Source organism: Streptomyces sp. NPDC055400, assembly GCF_053644375.1.
Map to the genome: position 1 here is coordinate 172,262 of NZ_JBSHLM010000004.1, position 20,446 is coordinate 192,707.

The 20,446-nt window shown below is 70.0% G+C and carries 20 protein-coding genes, 1 tRNA gene and 1 riboswitch; of the genes, 13 read left to right on the forward strand and 8 right to left on the reverse strand.

All coding sequences use genetic code 11. The features are described 5' to 3' along the window. Window positions 1-15 precede the first annotated feature (15 nt). Window positions 16-1,281 (reverse strand): PTS transporter subunit EIIC, encoded by a 1,266-nt coding sequence (locus tag ACWIGU_RS12035; protein WP_454399899.1) that lies wholly within the window; start codon window positions 1,279-1,281, stop codon window positions 16-18. A gap of 250 nt (window positions 1,282-1,531) precedes the next feature. After that, a complete protein-coding gene (locus ACWIGU_RS12040) occupies window positions 1,532-2,821 on the reverse strand; it encodes a PTS transporter subunit EIIC (RefSeq protein ID WP_454399901.1) in 1,290 nt (429 codons plus the stop codon). A gap of 141 nt (window positions 2,822-2,962) precedes the next feature. Between ACWIGU_RS12040 and ACWIGU_RS12045 the strand changes: the two genes are divergently transcribed. The 4 genes from ACWIGU_RS12045 (at window position 2,963) to rdgB (ending at window position 5,273) form a co-directional block, all read left to right on the forward strand. Continuing rightward, on the forward strand, window positions 2,963-3,283 hold the full coding sequence (locus tag ACWIGU_RS12045) for a glucose PTS transporter subunit EIIB (protein ID WP_454399903.1): 321 nt from the start codon (window positions 2,963-2,965) through the stop codon (window positions 3,281-3,283). Between the two features lie 92 nt (window positions 3,284-3,375). Then, window positions 3,376-4,113, forward strand: a complete 738-nt coding sequence (gene rph, locus ACWIGU_RS12050) for a ribonuclease PH (protein WP_329573197.1) — start codon at window positions 3,376-3,378, stop codon at window positions 4,111-4,113. Window positions 4,114-4,222: 109 nt separating this feature from the next. Then, a complete protein-coding gene (locus tag ACWIGU_RS12055; protein ID WP_454399905.1) occupies window positions 4,223-4,621 on the forward strand; it encodes a hypothetical protein in 399 nt (132 codons plus the stop codon). A gap of 46 nt (window positions 4,622-4,667) precedes the next feature. After that, a complete protein-coding gene (gene rdgB, locus ACWIGU_RS12060; protein ID WP_454399907.1) occupies window positions 4,668-5,273 on the forward strand; it encodes an RdgB/HAM1 family non-canonical purine NTP pyrophosphatase in 606 nt (201 codons plus the stop codon). 53 nt (window positions 5,274-5,326) lie between these two features. Here the strand turns inward: rdgB and ACWIGU_RS12065 are convergent. The 3 genes from ACWIGU_RS12065 to bcp all read right to left on the reverse strand — a co-directional run bounded on the left by ACWIGU_RS12065 (window position 5,327) and on the right by bcp (window position 7,743). Further along, window positions 5,327-5,409 (reverse strand) — tRNA-Leu (locus ACWIGU_RS12065). Between the two features lie 211 nt (window positions 5,410-5,620). Beyond that, window positions 5,621-7,132: a glycine betaine/L-proline transporter ProP gene (gene proP, locus ACWIGU_RS12070; protein ID WP_454399909.1), complete on the reverse strand. Its 1,512-nt coding sequence runs from the start codon at window positions 7,130-7,132 to the stop codon at window positions 5,621-5,623. Between the two features lie 143 nt (window positions 7,133-7,275). Beyond that, window positions 7,276-7,743, reverse strand: coding sequence for a thioredoxin-dependent thiol peroxidase (gene bcp, locus ACWIGU_RS12075; RefSeq protein ID WP_356273104.1), 468 nt, complete (start codon window positions 7,741-7,743; stop codon window positions 7,276-7,278). Window positions 7,744-7,872: 129 nt separating this feature from the next. Between bcp and ACWIGU_RS12080 the strand changes: the two genes are divergently transcribed. From ACWIGU_RS12080 to ACWIGU_RS12090, 3 genes are all read left to right on the forward strand, one after another. Next, window positions 7,873-8,211, forward strand: coding sequence for a DUF3618 domain-containing protein (locus tag ACWIGU_RS12080; protein WP_454399911.1), 339 nt, complete (start codon window positions 7,873-7,875; stop codon window positions 8,209-8,211). 98 nt (window positions 8,212-8,309) lie between these two features. Continuing rightward, on the forward strand, window positions 8,310-8,612 hold the full coding sequence (locus tag ACWIGU_RS12085; protein ID WP_199841797.1) for a GroES family chaperonin: 303 nt from the start codon (window positions 8,310-8,312) through the stop codon (window positions 8,610-8,612). Between the two features lie 87 nt (window positions 8,613-8,699). Beyond that, a riboswitch (guanidine-III (ykkC-III) riboswitch) is annotated at window positions 8,700-8,762 on the forward strand. 31 nt (window positions 8,763-8,793) lie between these two features. Continuing rightward, on the forward strand, window positions 8,794-9,114 hold the full coding sequence (locus ACWIGU_RS12090) for a DMT family transporter (protein ID WP_406106377.1): 321 nt from the start codon (window positions 8,794-8,796) through the stop codon (window positions 9,112-9,114). A gap of 24 nt (window positions 9,115-9,138) precedes the next feature. Here the strand turns inward: ACWIGU_RS12090 and ACWIGU_RS12095 are convergent, their stop codons facing one another. Continuing rightward, window positions 9,139-11,394 (reverse strand): transglycosylase domain-containing protein, encoded by a 2,256-nt coding sequence (locus ACWIGU_RS12095; RefSeq protein ID WP_454399913.1) that lies wholly within the window; start codon window positions 11,392-11,394, stop codon window positions 9,139-9,141. 192 nt (window positions 11,395-11,586) lie between these two features. Here ACWIGU_RS12095 and ACWIGU_RS12100 point away from each other — a divergent pair, with 192 nt between their 5' ends. Genes ACWIGU_RS12100 through ACWIGU_RS12115 form a run of 4 tightly spaced genes read left to right on the forward strand, consistent with a single transcriptional unit; the run spans window position 11,587 to window position 15,052 of the window. Beyond that, window positions 11,587-12,405: an ABC transporter permease gene (locus ACWIGU_RS12100; RefSeq protein ID WP_356273112.1), complete on the forward strand. Its 819-nt coding sequence runs from the start codon at window positions 11,587-11,589 to the stop codon at window positions 12,403-12,405. Between the two features lie 40 nt (window positions 12,406-12,445). Further along, window positions 12,446-13,210, forward strand: a complete 765-nt coding sequence (locus tag ACWIGU_RS12105; RefSeq protein WP_454400537.1) for an ABC transporter permease — start codon at window positions 12,446-12,448, stop codon at window positions 13,208-13,210. 6 nt (window positions 13,211-13,216) lie between these two features. After that, complete coding sequence (locus ACWIGU_RS12110; protein ID WP_356273114.1) at window positions 13,217-14,206, forward strand: ABC transporter ATP-binding protein; 990 nt, start codon at window positions 13,217-13,219, stop codon at window positions 14,204-14,206. Window positions 14,207-14,215: 9 nt separating this feature from the next. Next, window positions 14,216-15,052, forward strand: coding sequence for a DUF1707 SHOCT-like domain-containing protein (locus ACWIGU_RS12115; RefSeq protein ID WP_454399916.1), 837 nt, complete (start codon window positions 14,216-14,218; stop codon window positions 15,050-15,052). A gap of 138 nt (window positions 15,053-15,190) precedes the next feature. Here the strand turns inward: ACWIGU_RS12115 and ACWIGU_RS12120 are convergent, their stop codons facing one another. Next, window positions 15,191-16,513 (reverse strand): SGNH/GDSL hydrolase family protein, encoded by a 1,323-nt coding sequence (locus ACWIGU_RS12120; RefSeq protein ID WP_454399918.1) that lies wholly within the window; start codon window positions 16,511-16,513, stop codon window positions 15,191-15,193. 274 nt (window positions 16,514-16,787) lie between these two features. Between ACWIGU_RS12120 and ACWIGU_RS12125 the strand changes: the two genes are divergently transcribed. Continuing rightward, the gene (locus ACWIGU_RS12125; protein ID WP_454400539.1) at window positions 16,788-18,140 is read left to right on the forward strand and encodes a DUF445 domain-containing protein; all 1,353 of its coding nucleotides are present in this window, start codon (window positions 16,788-16,790) and stop codon (window positions 18,138-18,140) included. Here the strand turns inward: ACWIGU_RS12125 and ACWIGU_RS12130 are convergent. Continuing rightward, window positions 18,070-19,347: an MFS transporter gene (locus tag ACWIGU_RS12130; protein ID WP_454399920.1), complete on the reverse strand. Its 1,278-nt coding sequence runs from the start codon at window positions 19,345-19,347 to the stop codon at window positions 18,070-18,072. The genes ACWIGU_RS12125 and ACWIGU_RS12130 overlap by 71 nt on opposite strands. Before the next feature lie 71 nt (window positions 19,348-19,418). On the opposite strand from ACWIGU_RS12130, the gene ACWIGU_RS12135 reads away from it, so the two are divergent. Then, on the forward strand, window positions 19,419-20,432 hold the full coding sequence (locus ACWIGU_RS12135; RefSeq protein WP_454399922.1) for a GlxA family transcriptional regulator: 1,014 nt from the start codon (window positions 19,419-19,421) through the stop codon (window positions 20,430-20,432). The last annotated feature ends 14 nt before the right edge of the window (window positions 20,433-20,446 follow it).

The following is a 20,446-nucleotide window of genomic DNA, read 5'->3' on the forward strand; positions in this document are numbered from 1 at the left end:
GCGGGGGGCCGGGGCCTACTTGCTCTCGGCCTTGAGGATCTCGGCCAGTTCCTCGTCGGACTCACGGCCCGGCGTAGGAATGTTGAACTTGGTGATCGCGAACCGGAAGATCACGTAGTAGACCACCGCGAAGCAGAGGCCGACCAGCGCGAGACCCAACGGGTTGGTCGCGATGCCGAGGTTGAGGAAGTAGTCGACCGCGCCGGCGGAGAAGCCGAAGCCGTCCTTCATGCCGAGCCCCCAGGTCAGCGCCATCGAGACACCGGTGAGCACCGCGTGGATCGCGTACAGGGCCGGGGCGATGAACATGAACGTGAACTCGATCGGCTCGGTCACACCGGTGACGAACGCGGTGGCGGCGAGCGAGAACATCATGCCGCCGACGACCTTGCGGCGCTCGGGGCGGGCGCAGTGGACGATCGCGAGGCAGGCCGCCGGGAGGGCGAACATCATGATCGGGAAGAAGCCGGTCATGAACTGGCCGGCGCTCGGGTCGCCCTGGAGGAAGCGCGCGATGTCGCCGCTCTTGCCCTCGTACGTACCGGCCTGGAACCACGGGAACGAGTTGAGGAGGTGGTGCATGCCGATCGGGATCAGCGCGCGGTTGGCGACACCGAAGATGCCGGCGCCGACCGCGCCCGAGCCGACCAGCCACTCACCGAAGTTGTGCAGACCGGCGCCGAGCACGGGCCAGATGAGACCGAACACGATGCCGATGACCAGGCCCGCGAAGGCGGAGAGGATCGGGACGAGGCGGCGGCCGCCGAAGAAGCCCGCCCAGTCGGGCAGCTTGGTCCGGTAGAACTTCTGGTAGAGCAGGGCCACGACGACGCCCATGACCACACCGCCGAGCACACCGGCGTTGACCGGCGCCTCGTTCATGACGATCTTGCCGTCGACGACGGCGGCGACCTTCGGCAGGTTGCTGTCCGTGAAGGTGGCGAGCACCTTCTGGAACACGAGGTAGCCGGTGACGGCCGCGAGCGCGGTGGAGCCGTCGGACTTCTTGGCGAAGCCGATGGCGATGCCGACGCAGAACAGCAGCGGCATGTTGTCGAGCAGCGCGCCGCCGCCGGCCGACATGTACGACGCCAGCTTGGTGATGAAGGTGGGGAACGAGTCCTTGCCGAGCATGTCGGGCTGCCCGAACCGGACCAGGAGCGCGGCGGCGGGCAGCACCGCGACCGGCAGCATGAGGCTGCGGCCGATGCGCTGCATGACAGCCATCGCGCCCGCGCCCTTCTTCTTGGCGGCCGCGGGGGCGGCACTGGCCGTGGTCACAACTTCCTCCAGTAGGCAAGGCGCCGCCCGGGGGACAAGGTGAGGACGGCGGCGTCTCGGGAACCCGGCCCTGCGGCCGCGTGGTCTACACCACTCAGTGGTGTAGACCTGTTGTAGCACGGTGAAGGTCGTATAAGGAACCTGCTCTTTCGCGGGATCCCTGTGCGCTCGGTCATATGCGACGGCGCGGAACAAAACCCCCGGACCAGGAGGTCCGGGGGCTTTGGGGATGTGGAGGGGAAGCGGGAGGTCAGGCCTTCGTGACGTCCTCGACCTGGTCCTCGGGCTCGCGGCCAGGTGTCTTCAGGTCGAACTTGGTGATGGCGAACCGGAAGATCACGTAGTAGACCGCCGCGAAGGCCAGCCCGATCGGGATGATCAGCCAAGGCTTCGTCGCCAGACTCCAGTTGATGACGTAGTCGATCAGCCCCGCCGAGAAACTGAAGCCGTCATGCACACCGAGCGCCCACGTCACCGCCATCGAAACGCCGGTGAGGACAGCGTGGATCGCGTAGAGCACCGGCGCCACGAAGAGGAACGAGTACTCGATCGGCTCGGTGATGCCGGTGACGAACGACGTCAGGGCCACCGACAGCATCAGGCCGCCGACCACCTTGCGGCGCTCAGGGCGCGCGCAGTGCGTCATCGCCAGGCACGCGGCCGGCAGCGCGAACATCATGATCGGGAAGAAGCCCGACGTGAACTGGCCCGCGTTCGGGTCGCCCGCCAGGAACATGTTGATGTCACCGTGCACCTCGGTGCCGTCCGGCTTCGTGTAGGTGCCGAACTGGAACCAGATGGGCACGTTCAGGAACTGGTGCAGGCCGATCACCAGCAACGCGCGGTTCGCGATGCCGAAGATGCCGGAGCCGAGCCAGTCAAGACCCACGAGCCAGTCGCTGAAACTCTCCAGGGCGTCACCGATCGGCGGCCAGATCCACAGACAGATCGCGGCGACGGCGATGGCGACGAAGGCCATGATGATCGGGACGAGACGGCGGCCGTTGAAGAAGCCGAGCCAGTCGACCAGCTTGGTGCGGTGGAAGCGCTGCCAGAAGAAGGAGGCGAGCAGACCCATGACGATGCCGCCGAAGACACCCGGGTTCTGGTAGGTGTACGCCGCCACCGTGTGGTTCACCGTCACCTGGCACCCAGTGGCGACCGCCTGGGAACCGGCCGGACAGCCCTCGGGGAACTGGCGCAGGACGTTGTAGTAGACGAGGAAGCCGACGACCGCCGCGAGCGCCGTCGAACCGTCCGCCTTCTTGGCCATGCCGATCGCCACACCGATGCAGAACAGCAGCGGAAGACCGAGCGCGCCGTCGAGCAGGGCGCCACCGGCGCCGACCATCACCTTGGAGACATCGGTCCACCCCAGGCCCTGGTCACCGAAGACGTCCGGCTGCCCGAGCCGGTTCAGGATGCCGGCCGCCGGCAGTACGGCGATGGGGAGTTGGAGACTGCGACCCATCTTCTGCAGTCCCTGGAAGAGGTTGTTCCAGGGACTGGGTTTATAGACGGCCGCGCTGTCGGCGCTCATAGGCGTCCTCCCGGAACAAGCCACTGTGGCGGTACGTTTGGCGGTCGTGGGAAACTGGTGTAGACCAGTTGCGGGACGGGTCGGCCGGCGCCAGCCTGTGAGGGCATGACTCCGTGATCGTCATCATTCGTCACGGGCTACATGACCGCTCGTGAAGATGGGCCAACCGTGGGCTACCGTGACAAAGCGGGCCCATGGCGGGCCGAGAGAGAAGTCAGGGAGAACCACATGGCCACCAAGGCTGAGAAGATCGTCGCCGGGCTCGGCGGGCTCGACAACATCGAAGAGGTCGAGGGCTGCATCACCCGCCTGCGCACCGAGGTCATCGACCCCAGCAAGGTCGACGAAGCCGCCCTGAAGGCCGCCGGCGCCCACGGCGTCGTCAAGATGGGCACCGCCATCCAGGTCGTCATCGGCACCGACGCCGACCCCATCGCCGCCGACATCGAAGACATGATGTGAGACCCCGGCAACCCGCCTAGGCACCACACGAAGAGGGCCCCGCACCCGACACCCGGAACGGGGCCTTCGACGTTTTCGCTAGGCTCCCTCCCATGTCTCGCATCGACGGCCGCACCCCCGAACAGCTCCGCCCCATCACCATCGAACGCGGGTGGAGCAAGCACGCAGAAGGCTCCGTCCTCGTCTCCTTCGGCGACACCAAAGTCTTCTGCACCGCCTCCGTCACCGAAGGCGTCCCCCGCTGGCGCAAGGGCAGCGGCGAAGGCTGGGTCACCGCCGAGTACTCGATGCTCCCCCGCGCCACCAACACCCGCGGCGACCGCGAATCCGTCCGCGGCAAGATCGGCGGCCGCACCCACGAAATCAGCCGCCTCATCGGCCGCTCGCTGCGCGCCGTCATCGACTACAAGGCCCTCGGCGAGAACACCATCGTCCTCGACTGCGACGTCCTCCAGGCCGACGGCGGCACCCGCACCGCCGCCATCACCGGCGCCTACGTCGCCCTCGCCGACGCCATCACCTGGGCCCAGGGCAAGAAGCTCATCAAGGCCGGCCGCCAGCCCCTCACCGGCACCGTCTCCGCCGTCTCCGTCGGCATCGTCGGCGGCATCCCCCTCCTCGACCTCTGCTACGAGGAAGACGTGCGCGCCGACACCGACATGAACGTCGTCTGCACCGGCGACGGCCGCTTCGTCGAGGTCCAAGGCACCGCCGAGGCCGAGCCGTTCGCCCGCGACGAACTCAACTCCCTTCTCGACCTCGCCGTTTCCGGCTGCGCCGACCTCGCCACCGCCCAGCGCGCGGCACTCGAGGCCACCCTGGAAAGGTAAAGAGAACGCCAAGTAGGGTGGCAACCCGAAAGACGCCAACCGCGTCACTACGGACGGGCGCACGGCATCTCGCCGTGCGCCCGTCCGCACACAAGGGGAGGACCGATCCATGGCCGCGCGCCCACGCCACCGTCGCCGCATCGCCGTCATAGCCGCCACCGCGGCACTCATCGCCGTACCGGCCGCCGCCGGCTGCGGCGCGCTCGACAAGGCGCTCGACTGCGTCCAGACCGCCGACTCCATCGCCGACAGCGTCAGCGACCTCCAGCAGGCCGTCGAGAACGCGACGAACGACCCCGCGCAGGCCGACAAGGCGCTCGACTCCATCGACAGGAACCTCGACAAGATCGGCGACAAGACCGACAACGCCGACGTCTCCCAGGCCGTCGACGACCTCAACACCGCCGTGGGCGACGTCCGCACGGCCATCAAGAACGGCGACGAAACCCCCGACATCAGCCCCGTCACGGACGCCGCCGGCGAACTGACCAAGGTCTGCACGCCGTAACACCGGCATGAACACCGGCATGAACACGGGCGCGATACTGGTCCCCATGACCCGCCTCATCCTCGCCACCCGCAACGCCGGCAAGATCACCGAGCTCAGGGCGATCCTCGCCGACGCAGGCCTGCCCCACGACCTCGTCGGCGCGGACGCCTACCCCGACATCCCCGACGTCAGGGAAACCGGCGTCACCTTCGCCGAGAACGCCCTCCTCAAGGCCCACGCCCTCGCCCAGGCCACCGGCCTGCCCGCCGTCGCCGACGACTCGGGCCTGTGCGTCGACGTACTCGGCGGAGCGCCCGGCATCTTCTCCGCCCGCTGGGCCGGCCACCACGGCGACGACAAGGCCAACCTCGACCTCCTCCTCGCCCAGCTCGGCGACATCGACGCAGACACCCACCGCGCCGCCCACTTCGCGTGCGCAGCGGCGCTGGCCCTGCCGGACGGCACGGAACGAGTGGTCGAGGGCCAACTGAGGGGCACCCTGCGCCACGCCCCCGCGGGCTCGAACGGCTTCGGCTACGACCCGATCCTCCAGCCGGACGGGGAGACGCGCACGTGCGCGGAGCTGACCCCGGACGAGAAGAACGCGATCTCCCACCGGGGGAAGGCATTTCGGGCGCTGGTGCCGGTGGTGCGGGAGTTGTTGGGCTGAGCTCTCGCTGCGTACGACGAAGGGCGCTCCCCGCTGGGGAGCGCCCTTGTGTGTGCGGTCGGAGGGATTCGAACCCTCACGGGATTTCTCCCACCGGGACCTAAACCCGACATGTCTGCCATTCCATCACGACCGCGATAAAACGGACATCACGCCTTCCTGGCGCAGTCCGTCCCGTCAGTGTACGGCGGAGTCGGGCGGCAGGGGTGTGCCCCTGCCGCCTCTGCTCCAAGTGGCGATCAGGGCATGGCAATTGGGGCGCAGGTGACGCAGATTCTCCTGCTGGTTGTCGGGGCGGTCGCCGTTGATGTGGTCGATCTCCAGCACCAGCTGCGGGGCCGCGTGGTTCAGAACCTCGGCGCTCGCGCCTGGGACTCCACCAGTTCTGCTGCCTCCTCCGGTGTCCCCACCGACGGTGGGGAGCCCGCCAGGGGCTGTTGGGCCGTTTCCTTCATGCAGGCCACCGCGATGATGCCGACCAGGGCCGCCGCCATGGCGTAGTACGCGGGCATCATGTCCGTGCCCGTGACGCTGATCAGGGCGGTGATGACCAGCGGGGTCGTGCCGCCGAAGATCGACGCCGAGAGGTTGTAGCCCACGGAGAGCGAGCCGTAGCGGACCTGGGTGGGGAAGAGGGCCGGGAGCGCCGCCGACATTGTGCCGAGCATGCAGACCAGGGACAGGCCGAGCAGCAGCATGCCGAGCGAGACCGCCCACAGGGCGCCGTTCTTGACCAGCAGGAACGAGGGGATGGAGAGGAAGAAGAAGCCCAGCATCCCGGCCATGAGGAGCGGCTTGCGGCCGAAGCGGTCGGAGAGCCTGCCGACCTGGTTGATGACCAGCATGAGGACGATCATGGTGCCGATGAGGATGAGCAGTCCGTGGGACTCCTTGTAGCCCATCTCGTCGGACAGGTACGTCGGCATGTACGACAGGAGCATGTAGTCGGTGACGTTGTAGGCGCCGACCAGGCAGATGCACAGGATGAGCGTCGGCCAGTAGTCGCGGAAGATCCTGGCCAGGTCGCCCTTGGCGGTGGTCTCGACGTGCGACGCGGCGTCCGAGGCCCGGTGCGAGGACTCGTCTTCCAGTTTCTGGAAGGCGGGCGTCTCGTCGAGGCGCAGCCGCAGGTAGAGGCCGACGAGGCCGATCGGGCCGGCGACCAGGAACGGGACGCGCCAGCCCCAGGACTCCATGCCCGCGCTGCCGAGGAGGGTGGTGAGGACGGTGACCAGGCCCGCCGCGCCGACGTAGCCGGCGAGGGTGCCGAACTCCAGGAAGCTGCCGAAGAATCCGCGGCGTTTGTCGGGCGCGTACTCGGCGATGAAGGTCGAGGCGCCGCCGTATTCGCCACCGGTGGAGAAGCCCTGGACGAGGCGGAAGAAGATCAGCAGGACGGGTGCCCAGAAGCCGATGGTGGCGTAGGACGGGATCAGTCCGATGGCGAACGTGCCGATCGCCATGAGGATCATCGTCGCCGCGAGGACCGTCTTGCGGCCGATTTTGTCACCCATGGGGCCGAACACCATGCCGCCGATGGGGCGGACCAGGAACGAGACGGCGAAGGTCGCGAAAGAGGAGATCAGCTGGACCGTCGCGTTCCCGGAGGGGAAGAAGACGTGGCCGATGGTGACGGCGAGGTAGCTGTAGATGCCGAAGTCGAACCACTCCATGGCATTGCCGAGCGAGGCGGCCTTGACCGCCCGCTTCACGGCTGCCTCGTCGGTGACGGTGATGTCCGTGCGCCGCAGAGGCGGGTTCTTCCTGCGCTTCACGGCGCGGAAGAGGGTCCTGTGGCGTTTGACCGCCGCGGGGTCGGCGGCAGACCCGGTCTGCTCCGGGTCGAGGACGCCCGACATGGAGTGATCCCTTCTGTGGACGCGTTGTTCCAGGGAATCACTTGCTCAGAGGTAGCGATCGCAAACGGAAGTCCCTTGTGAAGGGGACTTCCGTCACATCTGCGCGTACCCGGAAGGCCTGCGGTGGTCCGCGGCCCGGCGGGTCAGATCCCGAGATCCTTGATGATCTTCGCTACGTGGCCGGTGGCCTTCACGTTGTAGAGGGCCCGCTCGACCTTGCCGTCCTCGTCCACGACGATCGTGGAGCGGATCACGCCCGTCACCGTCTTGCCGTAGAGCTTCTTCTCGCCGTAGGCGCCGTACGCCTCGAGGGTCTCCTTCGAGGGGTCGGCGAGGAGCGTGACCTTGAGGTTCTCCTTCTCGCGGAACTTCGCGAGCTTCTCCGGCTTGTCGGGGGAGATGCCGATCACGTCGTAGCCCGCGCCCGCGAGGACGTCGAGGTTGTCCGTGAAGTCGCAGGCCTGCTTCGTGCAGCCGGGGGTGAGGGCGGCCGGGTAGAAGTAGACGATCGTCCTGCGGCCCTTGTGGTCGGCGAGGGAGACCTCGTTGCCGTCCGCGTCGGGCAGCGTGAAGGCGGGGGCGGTGTCGCCGGTCGTCAGTCGCTCGCTCATGGTGGGACTCCTCGTACGGGATACGGGTACGGGACCCGAGCGTAATGGGGGTGCCGTGGGGTGCGGCGGCCGCCGAGCTGACAGACTGTCCACGACCAGTGCCATAACAGCGACCACGGAGGCAGCGCGGTGTCGGACACGTCGAGAACGTCGGATGCGCGGACCCCGGCGCAGATCGAGGCGGACATAAAGCGCCGTCGCGAGGCGCTGGCCGAGACTCTCGACGAGATCGGGGTGCGGGTGCACCCGAAGACGATCGTCGGTGACGCGAAGGCCAAGTTCGTCGCGAGTGTCGACCACTCCGTCGGGCGTGCCTATGTGAGTGCGAACCGGCTGGTGTCGGACGTGAAGGCGCAGTTCGTCTCCGAGGAGGGCGCGCCGCGTGTGGAGCGCATCCTTCCGGCGGCTGTCGTCGTGGTCGGTCTCGTGGGGCTGCTCGCGGTGACCGCGCGGCGCCGCAAGCGCTGACCCTTGCTGCGTACGGGCGTGGCCGCGGCAGGTAGGTTCGGGGCGTGAGCGCCAACAGCGAGAAGAACAGCACCCAGCACGACAAGCTGCCCATCCGCATGCTGCACGACCGTGTGCTCGTGCGGCAGGACACCGCCGAGGGCGAGCGGCGCAGCGGCGGCGGCATCCTGATTCCGGCGACGGCGGCGGTCGGGCGGCGCCTGGCCTGGGCCGTGGTGGTGGCCGTCGGGCAGAACGTGCGGACGGTGGAGCCGGGCGACCGGGTGCTGTACGACCCGGAGGACCTGGCCGAGGTCGAGGTGCGGGGCGTGGCGTACGTGCTGATGCGTGAGCGCGATCTGCACGCGGTGGCCGCGGACCGGTTCGAGGGTTCCCAGGATTCGACGGGGTTGTACCTGTAGAGCAGTGCGTCTCGTATAGAGCAGTACGTCTCGTAGTTACTTCGCGAGAGGGCTGGTGACCGTTGTCACCAGCCCTTTTGTGCGTTCTTTGCTACCTTTGGGTGATCCCGACGAGACGCGCCGTACCGGGTATCGCAAAGACGACGCACCCCTGTTGATCCAACTGACGGAGGTGCCTGTCATGGCCTGGGTTCTTATCGTGATCGCCGGTTTTCTCGAGGTCGGCTGGTCGATCGGCATGAAGTTCACGGACGGGTTCACCCGGCTGTGGCCGAGCGTGTTCACCGGCGCGGGCATCGTCGCCAGCATGGTGCTGCTCTCCTACGCCGCCAAGACCCTGCCGATCGGTACGGCCTACGGCGTGTGGGTGGGCATCGGTGCGGCCGGTGCGACCGTCGTCGGCATGCTGGCGCTCGGTGAGCCGGCGACGGCCGCGCGGATCTTCTTCATCGTGCTGCTGATCGTGGCGATCGTGGGGCTGAAGGCGACGTCGGGCCACTAGGGTCCCCCTGGACGCCGACCCCGGTCACTGCCCGGGGTCGGGTTCGGAGTCGCGGGTCGTCTCCGAGTCACCGAACAGTTCGTTCACCGGTCCTGACGGTGGGTTCGGTTCCTGTGACGGAGTCTCAAGGGTGGGCTCGGCCGGTGTGGACGGTGCGGTCGGGGGGCCGGACGACGCCGGTTCGGACGGGGGTTCGCTGGAGGGCTCGCCGGTGCTCGGTTCGATGGACGGTTCGTCCGGTGCGGCCGAGGGGATCTCGGGCTGATCGGCGCCGGACTCCAGGTCCAGGTCGAAGTCCTTGGGCGCACTGCCCTGGAGCGCGGCCTTGGTGAACTGGGCCCAGATCTGCGCCGGGAAGCCGCCGCCGTTGACGCGGGGCATTCCGAGCGCCCCGTACAGCGGGGTGTGGGCGCCGGTCGAGGGGTTCTGGCCCATGACGGCGACGACGGTGACGAGGTCGGGGGTGTAGCCGGCGAACCAGGCCGCCGTGTCCTCCTCGGCGGTGCCGGTCTTGCCGGCGGCGGGCCGGTCCGCGGCGAGGGCGGCGGTGCCGGTGCCGCCCTCGACGACGCTCTGCAGGACGGACGTGGTCGTGTCGGCGGACTCGCGGGTGACGGCGCGCTTGGTGCGCTGGTCGGGCAGGTCGACGCTCTCGCCGTCCTTGGTGACATCGGTGACGAGGGCGTACGTGGCGCGCTTGCCGTGGTTGGCGAGGGTGGCGTACGCCTCGGTCATGTCGAGGACGCTGGCCGTGGCCGGGCCGAGCGCGATCGAGGGGGACTCGGTCAGGTCGGGGGTGTTCTCGGGGAGGCCGAGGGAGATCGCGGTCTGCTTGACCTTGTCGGAGCCGACGTCGACGGCCATCTGCGCGTAGACCGCGTTGACGGACTTGTCGGTGGCGGTGCGGACGGTGATGGGGCCGTAGTCGGTCTTGTCCTCGTTCTCGGGGGCGTAGTAGCCGCCGCTCCAGCCTTCCACGGGGCGTGCGTTGGTGCCGTCGTAGACGGTGTTCGGGGTGATGGTGCGGCCGTCCTGGGTGGTGGAGGCGTTCTCCACGGCCGAGGTGAAGACGAACGGCTTGAACGTGGAGCCGACCTGGTAGTCGCGGCGCGTGGCGTTGTTGACGTACTGCTTCGTGTAGTCGATGCCGCCGTACATCGCGAGGACCTTGCCGGTCGCGGGGTCGATGGCCGCGCCTCCGGCGCGGACGTTGCGGTCGGCCGCGCGGTTCTTCTTGTCGAGCTTGGACATCAGCTGGTCGTCGACGGCTTTGACGAAGGCGTCCTGCTTGTTCTTCTGGAGCGTGGTGGTGATGCGGTAGCCGCCGACGGCCAGGGTGTCCTCGTCGATGACGCCCTTGTCCGTGAGGTAGTCCTTGACGGCCTGGACGAGGTAGCCGCGCTGGCCGGACATCCCGGCGGGGCCCTTGGCGTCGTCGGGCAGGGGGAACGTCATCTTCTGGCGGTCGGCCGGGCTGAGCCAGTGCTCCTTGACCATGCCGTCGAGGACGTAGTTCCAGCGGGCGACGGCCCGCGCCTTGTTCTCGGGGTGGGCGATGACGTCGTACGAGTTGGGGGCGTTGAGGAGGGCCGCGAGGTAGGCGCCCTGCGCGGTGGTGAGGTCCTCGACGTCGACGCCGTAGTAGGCCTGGGCGGCGGCCTGGATGCCATAGGCGTTGCGGCCGAAGTAGCTGGTGTTGAGGTAGCCCTCGAGGATGTGGTCCTTGCTCTCCTCGCGGTCCAGCTTGATCGAGATGAAGAACTCCTTCACCTTGCGGGTGATGGTCTGTTCCTGGCCCAGGTAGTAGTTCTTCACGTACTGCTGGGTGATCGTCGAGCCGGACTGTTTGCCCTTGCCGGTGAGGGTGTTCCAGGCGGCGCGGACCATCGCCTTGGGGTCGATGGCGGACTCGCTGTAGAAGTCGCGGTCCTCCGCGGCCAGGACGGTGTGCTGGACGGGCCTGGGGATCTGGGAGAGGGAGACGTTCTCGCGGTTGATCTCGCCGTCGCGGGCGAGCTGGCTGCCGTCGGCGTACAGATAGACGTTGCTCTGCGCGGTGGCGGTGGCGTTGGCGGGCGGGATCTTGACGAGGACGTAGCCGAGGGTGAACAGGCCGATGCACAGGAGCAGGAAGCCGAAGACCGTGCCGAGGACCATGCGCCAGGTGGGGATCAGGCGGCGCCGGCCCGTGCGACGGGGGCGTGTGCGTTTCGCCGGCTTCCCGGCCTTCCCGGCGTTCCCGGACTGTGCGGCCTTCGGCTGCTGCGGCTCGTCGCTCATGCCCTGTGGAACTCCTGTTTCCCTCCGTACGTCACGTACGCCTCTTTACTTCCTGCCGGACACTCTGGCATCGATGGGCGGCGCGGCCGGGGCGTGGCACGCGCCGGGGGTCCCGAAAATGCGTGGCACGGTACACCCTGTTCCCGCTAGGCTCCTGCGCTTTGGTCCAGAACGGAAGACGAGGGCGGGAGCTTGTCGGTGGGGACTTTCCGGCTGTACGCGGCCGTCGCCGCCGGAGGGTTCCGGCGCTACGCGACGTACCGTTCGGCCACCGCGGCGGGCGTGTTCACGAACACCGTCTTCGGGTTCATCGTGGCGTACACGTACATGGCGCTGTGGGACGAGCGGCCGGGGCTCGGCGGGTACGACCAGGCGCAGGCGCTGACGTATGTGTGGATCGGGCAGGCGCTCGCGCAGGCCCTGTCGATATTCAACGCGGGTTTCGCCGTCGACATGGTGGCGCGGATCCGCAACGGCGACATCGCCGTGGATCTGTACCGGCCCGTCGACCTTCAACTGTGGTGGCTGGCCGGGGACTTGGGGCGGGCGGTGTTCCAGTTGTTCAGCCGGGGCCTGGTGCCGCTGACGGTGGGCGCGCTCGCCTTTCCGCTGGCGCTGCCGGGCGATCCGGTGGTGTGGCTGGAGTTCCTGGTGGCGGTGGTGCTGGCGGTGGTGGTGAGCTTCGCGATTCGCTATGTGCTGGCGTTGAGCGCGTTCTGGCTGCTCGACGGGTCGGGCGTGCTGCAGTTCGGCGGTCTGGTGGGGATGTTCTTCACGGGGCTGCTGCTGCCGCTGAACGCGATGCCCGGCGCGCTGGGCGACATCGCGCGGGTGCTGCCGTGGGCGTCGCTGCTCCAGATGCCGGCCGACATCCTCCTCGGGGCCCGCTCCGGCGCGGCCGAGGTCCTTGCCGCGTACGCCTTCCAGGCCGGGTGGGCGGTCGTCCTGCTCGCCGCGGGCCGCCTCCTCCAGTCCTCCGCGACACGCAAGGTGGTGCTTCAAGGTGGCTGACGTCGGCGGGAGCGTACGCGTCTACGGCCTGATCGCCGCGATGTGGATCCGCTCCACCCTGGTCTACCGCACGTCGTTCGCGGCCGCGGTCCTCACCAACTTCCTTGTCACGGCGCTCGATTTCGTCGTGATCTGGATGATGTTCTCGCAGGCGACCTCGATCGGCGGCTACAGCTTCGCGGAGACCGCCTTCCTGTACGGGACCGCCTCCGTCTCCTTCGGGATCACCGCCCTTCTGCTCGGCAGCGTCGACGATCTCGGGCTGCGGGTGCGCGACGGCTCCCTCGACGCGTTCCTGGTGCGCCCCGCCCCGGTGCTCGTCCAGGTCGCCGCGGACCGCTTCGGCCTGCGCCGCCTCGGCCGTTTCCTCCAGGGTGCCCTGGTCCTCGGCTGGTCCCTGACGCGCCTCGACCTCGACTGGACGCCCGCCAGGCTGCTCCTGCTGCCGGTGATGGTGCTGAGCGGCGCTGCGATCTTCGGCGCGGTGTACGTGGCCGGGGCGGCGTTCCAGTTCTGGGCGCAGGACGCGGCCGAGGCGCAGAGCGCGTTCACGTTCGGCGGGCTGACGCTGCTCCAGTACCCGCCGACGGTGTTCGCCAGGGACTTCGTGATCGGCGTGACGTTCGTCGTGCCGCTGGCCTTCGTCAACTGGCTGCCCGCGCTGTACGTGCTCGGCCGCCCCTATCCCATCGGCCTGCCCTGGTGGCTCGCCTTCACGCCGCCGCTGGTGGCCGCCACGAGCTGCGTGCTCGCGGGTCTGGCCTGGCGCGCGGGTGTCCGTTCGTACCGCAGCACCGGGAGCTGAAGGCGTATGACTGAGGACTTCATCGAGGTCGACGGCGTGGAGAAGGTCTTCGACGTGCGCAGGAAGACGGGCCTGCTGCGGCGCGAGCGCCATCAGGTGCGGGCCGTCGACTCGCTGACCTTCGGCGTGCCGCGCGGCGAGATGGTCGGCTACATCGGGCCGAACGGCGCCGGCAAGTCGACCACGATCAAGATGCTGACCGGCATCCTCACGCCCAGCGCGGGCCGGCTGCGGGTCGCGGGCATCGAGCCGTCCCGGGAGCGGACGCGGCTCGCGCGGCGGATCGGCGTGGTGTTCGGGCAGCGCACGACGCTGTGGTGGGACCTGCCGCTGATCGACTCGTACCGGCTGATGCACCGCATGTACCGCATCCCTGACGCCCGCTACCGGGAGAACCTCGACCGGTGCGTCGAACTCCTGGAACTGGGCGGCCTGTTGGACACGCCGGTACGGCAGCTCTCCCTCGGGCAGCGCATGCGCGGCGACATCGCGGCGGCCCTGCTGCACGACCCCGAGGTGCTCTACCTCGACGAGCCGACCATCGGTCTCGATGTCGTCTCCAAGGTCAAGGTGCGGGGGTTCCTGCGGGAGTTGAACGAGGAGCGCGGCACGACGGTGCTGCTGACCACGCACGACCTGACCGACATCGAGCAGCTGTGCAAACGCGTCATGGTCATCGACCACGGCCGCCTGATGTACGACGGGCAGCTCGCCGGCCTGCACCAGGTGGGGGAGAGCGAGCGGACCCTCGTGGTCGACCTGGAGCGTGAACTGCCGCCGCTGGCGGTGGAGTTCACGCGGGTGGTGAAGGTGGACGGGCCGCGCCAGTGGCTGGCGTTCCCGGCCGCGCAGTCGGCGGCGCCCCTGGTCGCGCAGATCGCGGCTCAGTATCCGCTGGCGGACCTGTCGGTGCGGGAGCCGGACATCGAGTCCGTGATCGCCCGGATGTACGCCCGTGAGGAGCCGTCCCTGGGAGGAACGGCCGCGCCCTCGTAGGCTGTTCCCATGACGGACGAACGCCCTGAGCGCCCCGAGCCGAACGACCTGCCCGAGCTGCGGGCCTCCGACGCCGACCGGGACCGGGTCGCGGAGGTCCTGCGGGACGCCCTCGCCGAGGGGCGCCTGGACATGGAGGAGTTCGACGAGCGGCTCGAGGCCGTGTACAAGGCGCGTACGTACGGCGAGCTGGCGCCCCTCACGCGTGATCTGCCGGCGGCGGGCGCGGCGGCGCCTCAGACCCCGGTGAGCTTTGTGAAGGAGCCGCGGCCCGAGGGCGCGCTCGACTGGCGGACGCGGATCGGCGGGGAGGCCACGTCCACGTGGGCGCTCGCGTTCTTCGGCGGGTTCGGCCGCAAGGGGCGCTGGACGGTGGGCGAGAGGTTCACCTCGTTCGCGATGTTCGGCGGAGGCGAGATCGATCTGCGGGAGGCGCGGTTCGCGTCCCGCGACGTGGTCATCAACTGCTTCGCGATCATGGGCGGGATCCACGTCAAGGTGCCGCCGGAGCTGGATGTCACCGTCAAGGGCTTCGGCATCATGGGCGGCGTCGACGACCGGGCGTCGGGCGAGGGCACGCCGGGCTCCCCGCGGGTCGTCGTGCGGGGGTTCGCCCTGATGGGCGGCGTCGGCGTGGAGCGCAAGGCGAGGCGCGAGGAGCGCCGTCGCTTCAAGGAGGAGCGCCGCCAGGACAAGCTGGACCGCATGGCCGCGCACCTTGAGGCGCTCGAGGGGCACCGCGAGCGGCACGCCGAACGCCATCAGCTGCGGCACGAGCGCCACGAGGAGCGGCGCGAGCGCCAGTGGGAGCGGGCGGAGGAGCGCCGCGAGAGGCGTGAGCGGTAGCGCACCCGCGCCCTGAGCGGGTAGCGCAGCCGGTGCCGTGGGCGGGTGGTGCAGCGTGCCGTGGGCGGGTGGTGCAGCCGTGCCGTGAGCCGTGCTGCAGCCGCGCCGTGAGCGGCGGTGGTGGAGCCGGGCCGGGCGCTACAGCTCGGCCGGCGTCGACCCCTTCAGCGTCGTCAGGTTGAACGTGTCCGCCATCTTGCGGAAGCCGGAGTCGCTCGGGTGCAGGTGGTCACCGGAGTCGTACGCGGGCAGGAGCTTGCGCGGGTTGTACGGGTCGCGCAGCGCCTTGTCGAAGTCGACGAACTCGTCGAAGACCTTGCCGGAGCGGATCTGCGCGTTCACGGCCTGGCGCACGCCTTCGAGGCGGGGCTCGTAGCCGCGGTGGCCCTGGAACGGCATGAGCGTCGCGCCGACCACGCGCAGTCCGCGGGTGTGCGCCTGCCGGGTCAGCTCCCGCAGCCCCTCGACGATCTTGTCGGGGTCGGTCTGGTGCGGGTTGCGCAGGATGTCGTTGACGCCGAGCGCGATCACGACGGCCTTGACGCCGGACCGGTCGAGGACGTCCCGGTCGAAGCGCGAGAGGCCGCTCGGGTTGTTCGCGGGGCGGCCGAGGCCGTCGGACAGGATGCGGTTGCCGCTGATGCCCTGGTTGACGACGCCGTAGCGGGCCGCGCCGTTCTCGTCGCGCAGCCGGTCGGCGAGGTCGTCCGTCCAGCGCCGGTTGGCGCCCACCGTCGAGGTGACGCCGTCGGTCAGGGAGTCGCCTATCACGACGACGGTGCCGTCCGACTCGTTGCTCAGCACGTCGAGCGCGGTGACGTAGCGCCAGAAGGGGGTCTGCTGCGTGAACGGGGCGCCGGTCGCGTCCTCCGCGCGGTCGCCCTGGGCCACGTACGACATCTGGCGGGCCTGCGGGTGGTAGGTGACCGGGCCCGACGGGGTGGGCGAGTAGCTCGTGACGAGCATGTCCGCGTCGTGCGGGACGTGCAGCCGAACGGCGTCGCTCATGGCCTGGGAGCCGGCCGGGATCACGACCGAGGTGTTGCCGCCGAAGGTGAGGCGGCGCAGGGTGCCCGCCGCGGCGGCCGGGGTGTTGGGCGCGGCCGCGACGGCGACCGAGGCGTGCGTGATGCTGAGCGGCTGCTGCCCGAAGAGGTTGGAGAACGTGATGCGGGCGCTCGTGCCGCCGATGCTGGTGTGCACGACGTTGCGCACGGTGCGGCCCGCGAGGCCGTCGGTCTCCGTGCCGGGCTCGCCGCCCGCGGGGGAGGCCGACCAACTGCCCGACCAGGTGCCGGTGGAGGCGGGGGCCGCCGAGTTCTGCGGGTGCTGGGGGCCCGCGCTGACCGTGCGCTGCGAGCCGTCGAAGGCGCCGGAGACGCCCAGGTATATGGCGGCCGAAATCACGACGACCAGGGCCGCGACCGCGGCCAACAGGGCATAACCGTGGCGCTTGGTCATGCGGGGGTGTCTCCTCGGGCAGCGGGAGCCCGAGGCTCCGGTGTGATGATCCCATGATGCGTCATGGGTCGGGAGGAAGCCGACACTGCCCCCCTCCGCCTTTTGAGACGCGGGGAACTTGTCGTCCGTTCCGGGAGTCGGTCAGGTAGGGACAATGTGTGAGAGGGATGACACGGGGGACTGCCGGATGAGCGGACTGGTGACGGGCGGAGTGAGCTGAGTGGACGAAGCGGAGGACGCGAAGCGCGCGGCGGCCGCGCGCGGCTCGCAGGGTATGGAGGAAACGGGCGAAGCGGGCATGAGTGAGCATGCCCGCGCGGGCGGCTCCTCATTCAGTACGCGGCCGGCCCCGTTCGGCGCGGGCCCCGGCTCCTTCAGCCCCGCCGACGTGGAGAAGCAGCGCGGCGTACGCCGGATGAAGACCACCGCCACCGGTCTGCTCCTGCTCGTCGCGGTCATCTACGTACTCGCCAAATGGGGCCAGAACTCCGGCGCCGGCGCCTGGGCGGGCTATGTCGCCGCCGCCGCCGAAGCGGGCATGGTCGGCGCCCTCGCCGACTGGTTCGCGGTCACCGCGCTCTTCCGCCGCCCCCTCGGAATCCCCATCCCGCACACGGCGATCATCCCCACCAAGAAGGACCAGCTGGGCGTCTCCCTCGGCGAGTTCGTCGGGGAGAACTTCCTCTCCTCCGACGTCGTACGGCAGCGGCTGCGCGCCGTCGGCATCGGCAGCCGGCTCGGCACCTGGCTGGCCGAACCGGAGCACGCCGATCGGGTGACGGCCGAGCTCGCCACCGCCCTGCGCGGCGCCCTCACCGTGCTGCGCGACTCGGACGTCCAGGCCGTCGTCGGCGAGGCGATCACGCGCCGGGCCGACGCGCAGGAGGTCGCGCCCGGCATAGGCAAGATGCTGGAGAAGATCGTCGCCGACGGCGGCCACAAGCGGGCCGTGGACCTCATCTGCGCACGGGCCCACGACTGGCTGGTGCGGCACGAGGACTCCGTGATGGACGCGGTGCAGGGCGGCGCCCCCGGCTGGACCCCGCGGTTCGTCGACAGGAAGGTCGGCGACCGCGTCTACAAGGAGCTGCTCCGCTTCGTCACCGAGATGCGCGACATGCCCGGGCACCCGGCCCGCGGCGCCCTCGACCGCTTCCTCGGAGACTTCGCCTCCGACCTCCAGTCCGACACGGACACGCGGGCGCGCGTCGAGCGACTGAAGTCCGAGGTCATCGCCCGTCCCGAGGTCCAGGACCTGATCGCCTCCGCCTGGTCCGCGGTGCGCGCCATGATCGTCGCGGCGGCGGAGGACGAGCGCAGCCAGCTGCGGCTGCGCGTACGGGCCTCGCTGCTCTCCCTCGGTTCCCGGATGGCGACGGACGCGCGCCTCCAGGACAAGGTCGACGGCTGGGTCGAGGGTGCGGCCACGTACGTCGTGACGACGTACCGCAAGGAGATCACCTCGCTGATCACCGACACCGTGGCGGGCTGGGACGCCGAGCACACCTCGAAGAAGATCGAGGCGCACATCGGCCGTGACCTGCAGTTCATCCGGATCAACGGCACGGTGGTGGGCTCGCTGGCAGGGCTCGCGATCTACGCGGTGTCGCGGGCGCTGGGGGCGTGACGCGCTGCCCCCGCGGCCTCCGTACGGTCAGCGCGAGGAGCGCCGCCCCCGCGCACAGCGCGCCCGCGCCCACCCACACCGGGTCGTACGAGCCGAAGGCGTCCCGCGCCATCCCGCCCGCGAGCGCCACGGCCCCGGCCCCGACCTGGTGCGCGGCGCTCACCCAGCCGAACACGACCGGCGCGTTCGCCCCGTAGTGGGCGCGGCACAGCGCGATCGTCGGCGGCACGGTCGCCACGTCGAGCAGCCCGAAGACGACGGTGAACGCGACGAGCGGCGCGTCCACGGCCGACGTCAGGAGCAGCGGCAGGGCGAGGAGGGTGAGGCCGCGCAGGGCGTAGTACACGGCGAGCAGCCGGCGCGGATCGGCCCGGTCCGTCAGCCATCCGGACGCCACCGTCCCCGCGACATTGAAGATCCCGATGAGGGAGAGCAGCGACGCGGCGACCGTCACCGGCATCCCGTGGTCGTGGGCGGCGGGCGCGAAGTGCGTCCACATCACCCCGTTCGTCGAGGCGCCGCAGACGGCGAAGGTCCCGGCGAGCAGCCAGAACGGGCCGGTGCGGGCGGCGCGGGCGAGCGTGCGCAGGGCGTGCCGGGCGACGTCGTCGGTACGGGCCGGCCCCTTGCGCGGATCGCGCACCGCGGCCCACACCACCGGCAGCGCGCCGGCGGCCGCGAGCGCGAGTGCCGCGGCGGCGGCCCGCCACGAGTACGCGTCGATCACCCACGACAGCACCGGCAGGAACACGAACTGCCCCACGACGCTCGCCGCCGTGAGCAGCCCGGTGACGAGCCCGCGCCGCGCGACGAACCACCGCTCGGTGACCGTCGCCGCGAACGTCGTCGCGGTCGCCCCCGTCCCCAGGCCCACCAGCACGCCCCAGTACAGGACGAACTGCCAGGGCGCGGTCATCGTCGTCGCGAGCCCGGCCCCGGCCCCGACGAGGCACAGGGCGCCGACGGCGACGCGCCGCATCCCGAGCCGGTCCATGAGCGCCGCGGCGAAGGGGGCGCTCGCCCCGTACACGACCATGTTCACGAGCGAGCCGAGCCCGACCGACGCCCGTGACCAGCCGAGATCCTCGTGCAGCGGCCCGACGAGCAGACCGGCGAGCGTGCTGAACGCCCCGGCCGTGACGATGGCGAGCGCGGCACCGGCGGCGACGGTCCAGGGCGATCGGGGTTTGCGGGGATGCGGCTTCATGGCTTCACTCTGTGACGGAGGCACCCGCCGCCACGACTGGCCAGATGGCCATGATGTGAAAGAATCTGGCCATGACTTCCGTAAGGCGCGCGACCCCGGAGCGCGGCCGGCGCCGGACCGTCGCCGTCCTCGTGAGGGACGGCGTCCTGCCCATGGAACTCGGCCTGGTCCACCAGCTGTTCGGCACGGCACGCTCCGCTACGGGCGAGCCGCTCTACGACGTCCGCACCTGCGCCCCGCGCCCCGGCAGGATCCGTACCGACGCGGACTTCCCGATCTACGCGGAGCACGGCCTGGCGACGGTGGCGGCCGCGGACACGGTCCTCGTACCGGCGTCGCACGAGACGGACGAGGGCCTCGGGCCGGGCGGCCTGCCGACGGAGCTGGCCGAGGCCCTGCGCGGGGCGGACGACGCGCGCGGGTCCAGCCCCCGCCGCATCGCCTCCATCTGCACCGGCTCGTTCGTCCTCGCCGCCGCCGGACTCCTGGACGGCCGGCGCGCGACGACGCACTGGATGTCGGCCGATCTCTTCGCGCGTACGTTCCCGTCCGTGACGGTGGACCCCGGTGTCCTGTACGTCGACGAGGGCCGGATCCTCACGTCGGCGGGCGAGGCGGCGGGCATCGACCTGTGCCTCCACATGATCCGCCGCGACCACGGCGCGGCCGTCGCCGCGGAGGTGGCGCGCCGCACGGTGGTGCCGCCGCACCGGGAGGGCGGCCAGGCGCAGTACATCCAACGCCCCGTGGAATCAGAGGGGTTGACGTCCACCTCCGCGTCGCGCGCGTGGGCCCTCACCCGCCTCGCCGAGCCCCTCACCCTCGCCGAGCTGGCCGCGCGCGAAGCCATGTCCGTGCGCACATACAGCCGCCGCTTCCGGGAGGAGACCGGCCTCACCCCGGTCCAGTGGCTGACGCAGCGCCGCGTGGACCGCGCGCGCGAACTCCTGGAACAGACCGACCACACCGTCGACCGCATCGCGACGGAGGCCGGCTTCGGCACGGGCGCGTCGCTCAGGCAGCACTTCCAGGCGGGCCTCGGAGTGTCGCCGGGCGCGTACAGGTCGACGTTCAGGGGGAGGTGACCCGCGCCTTCCGC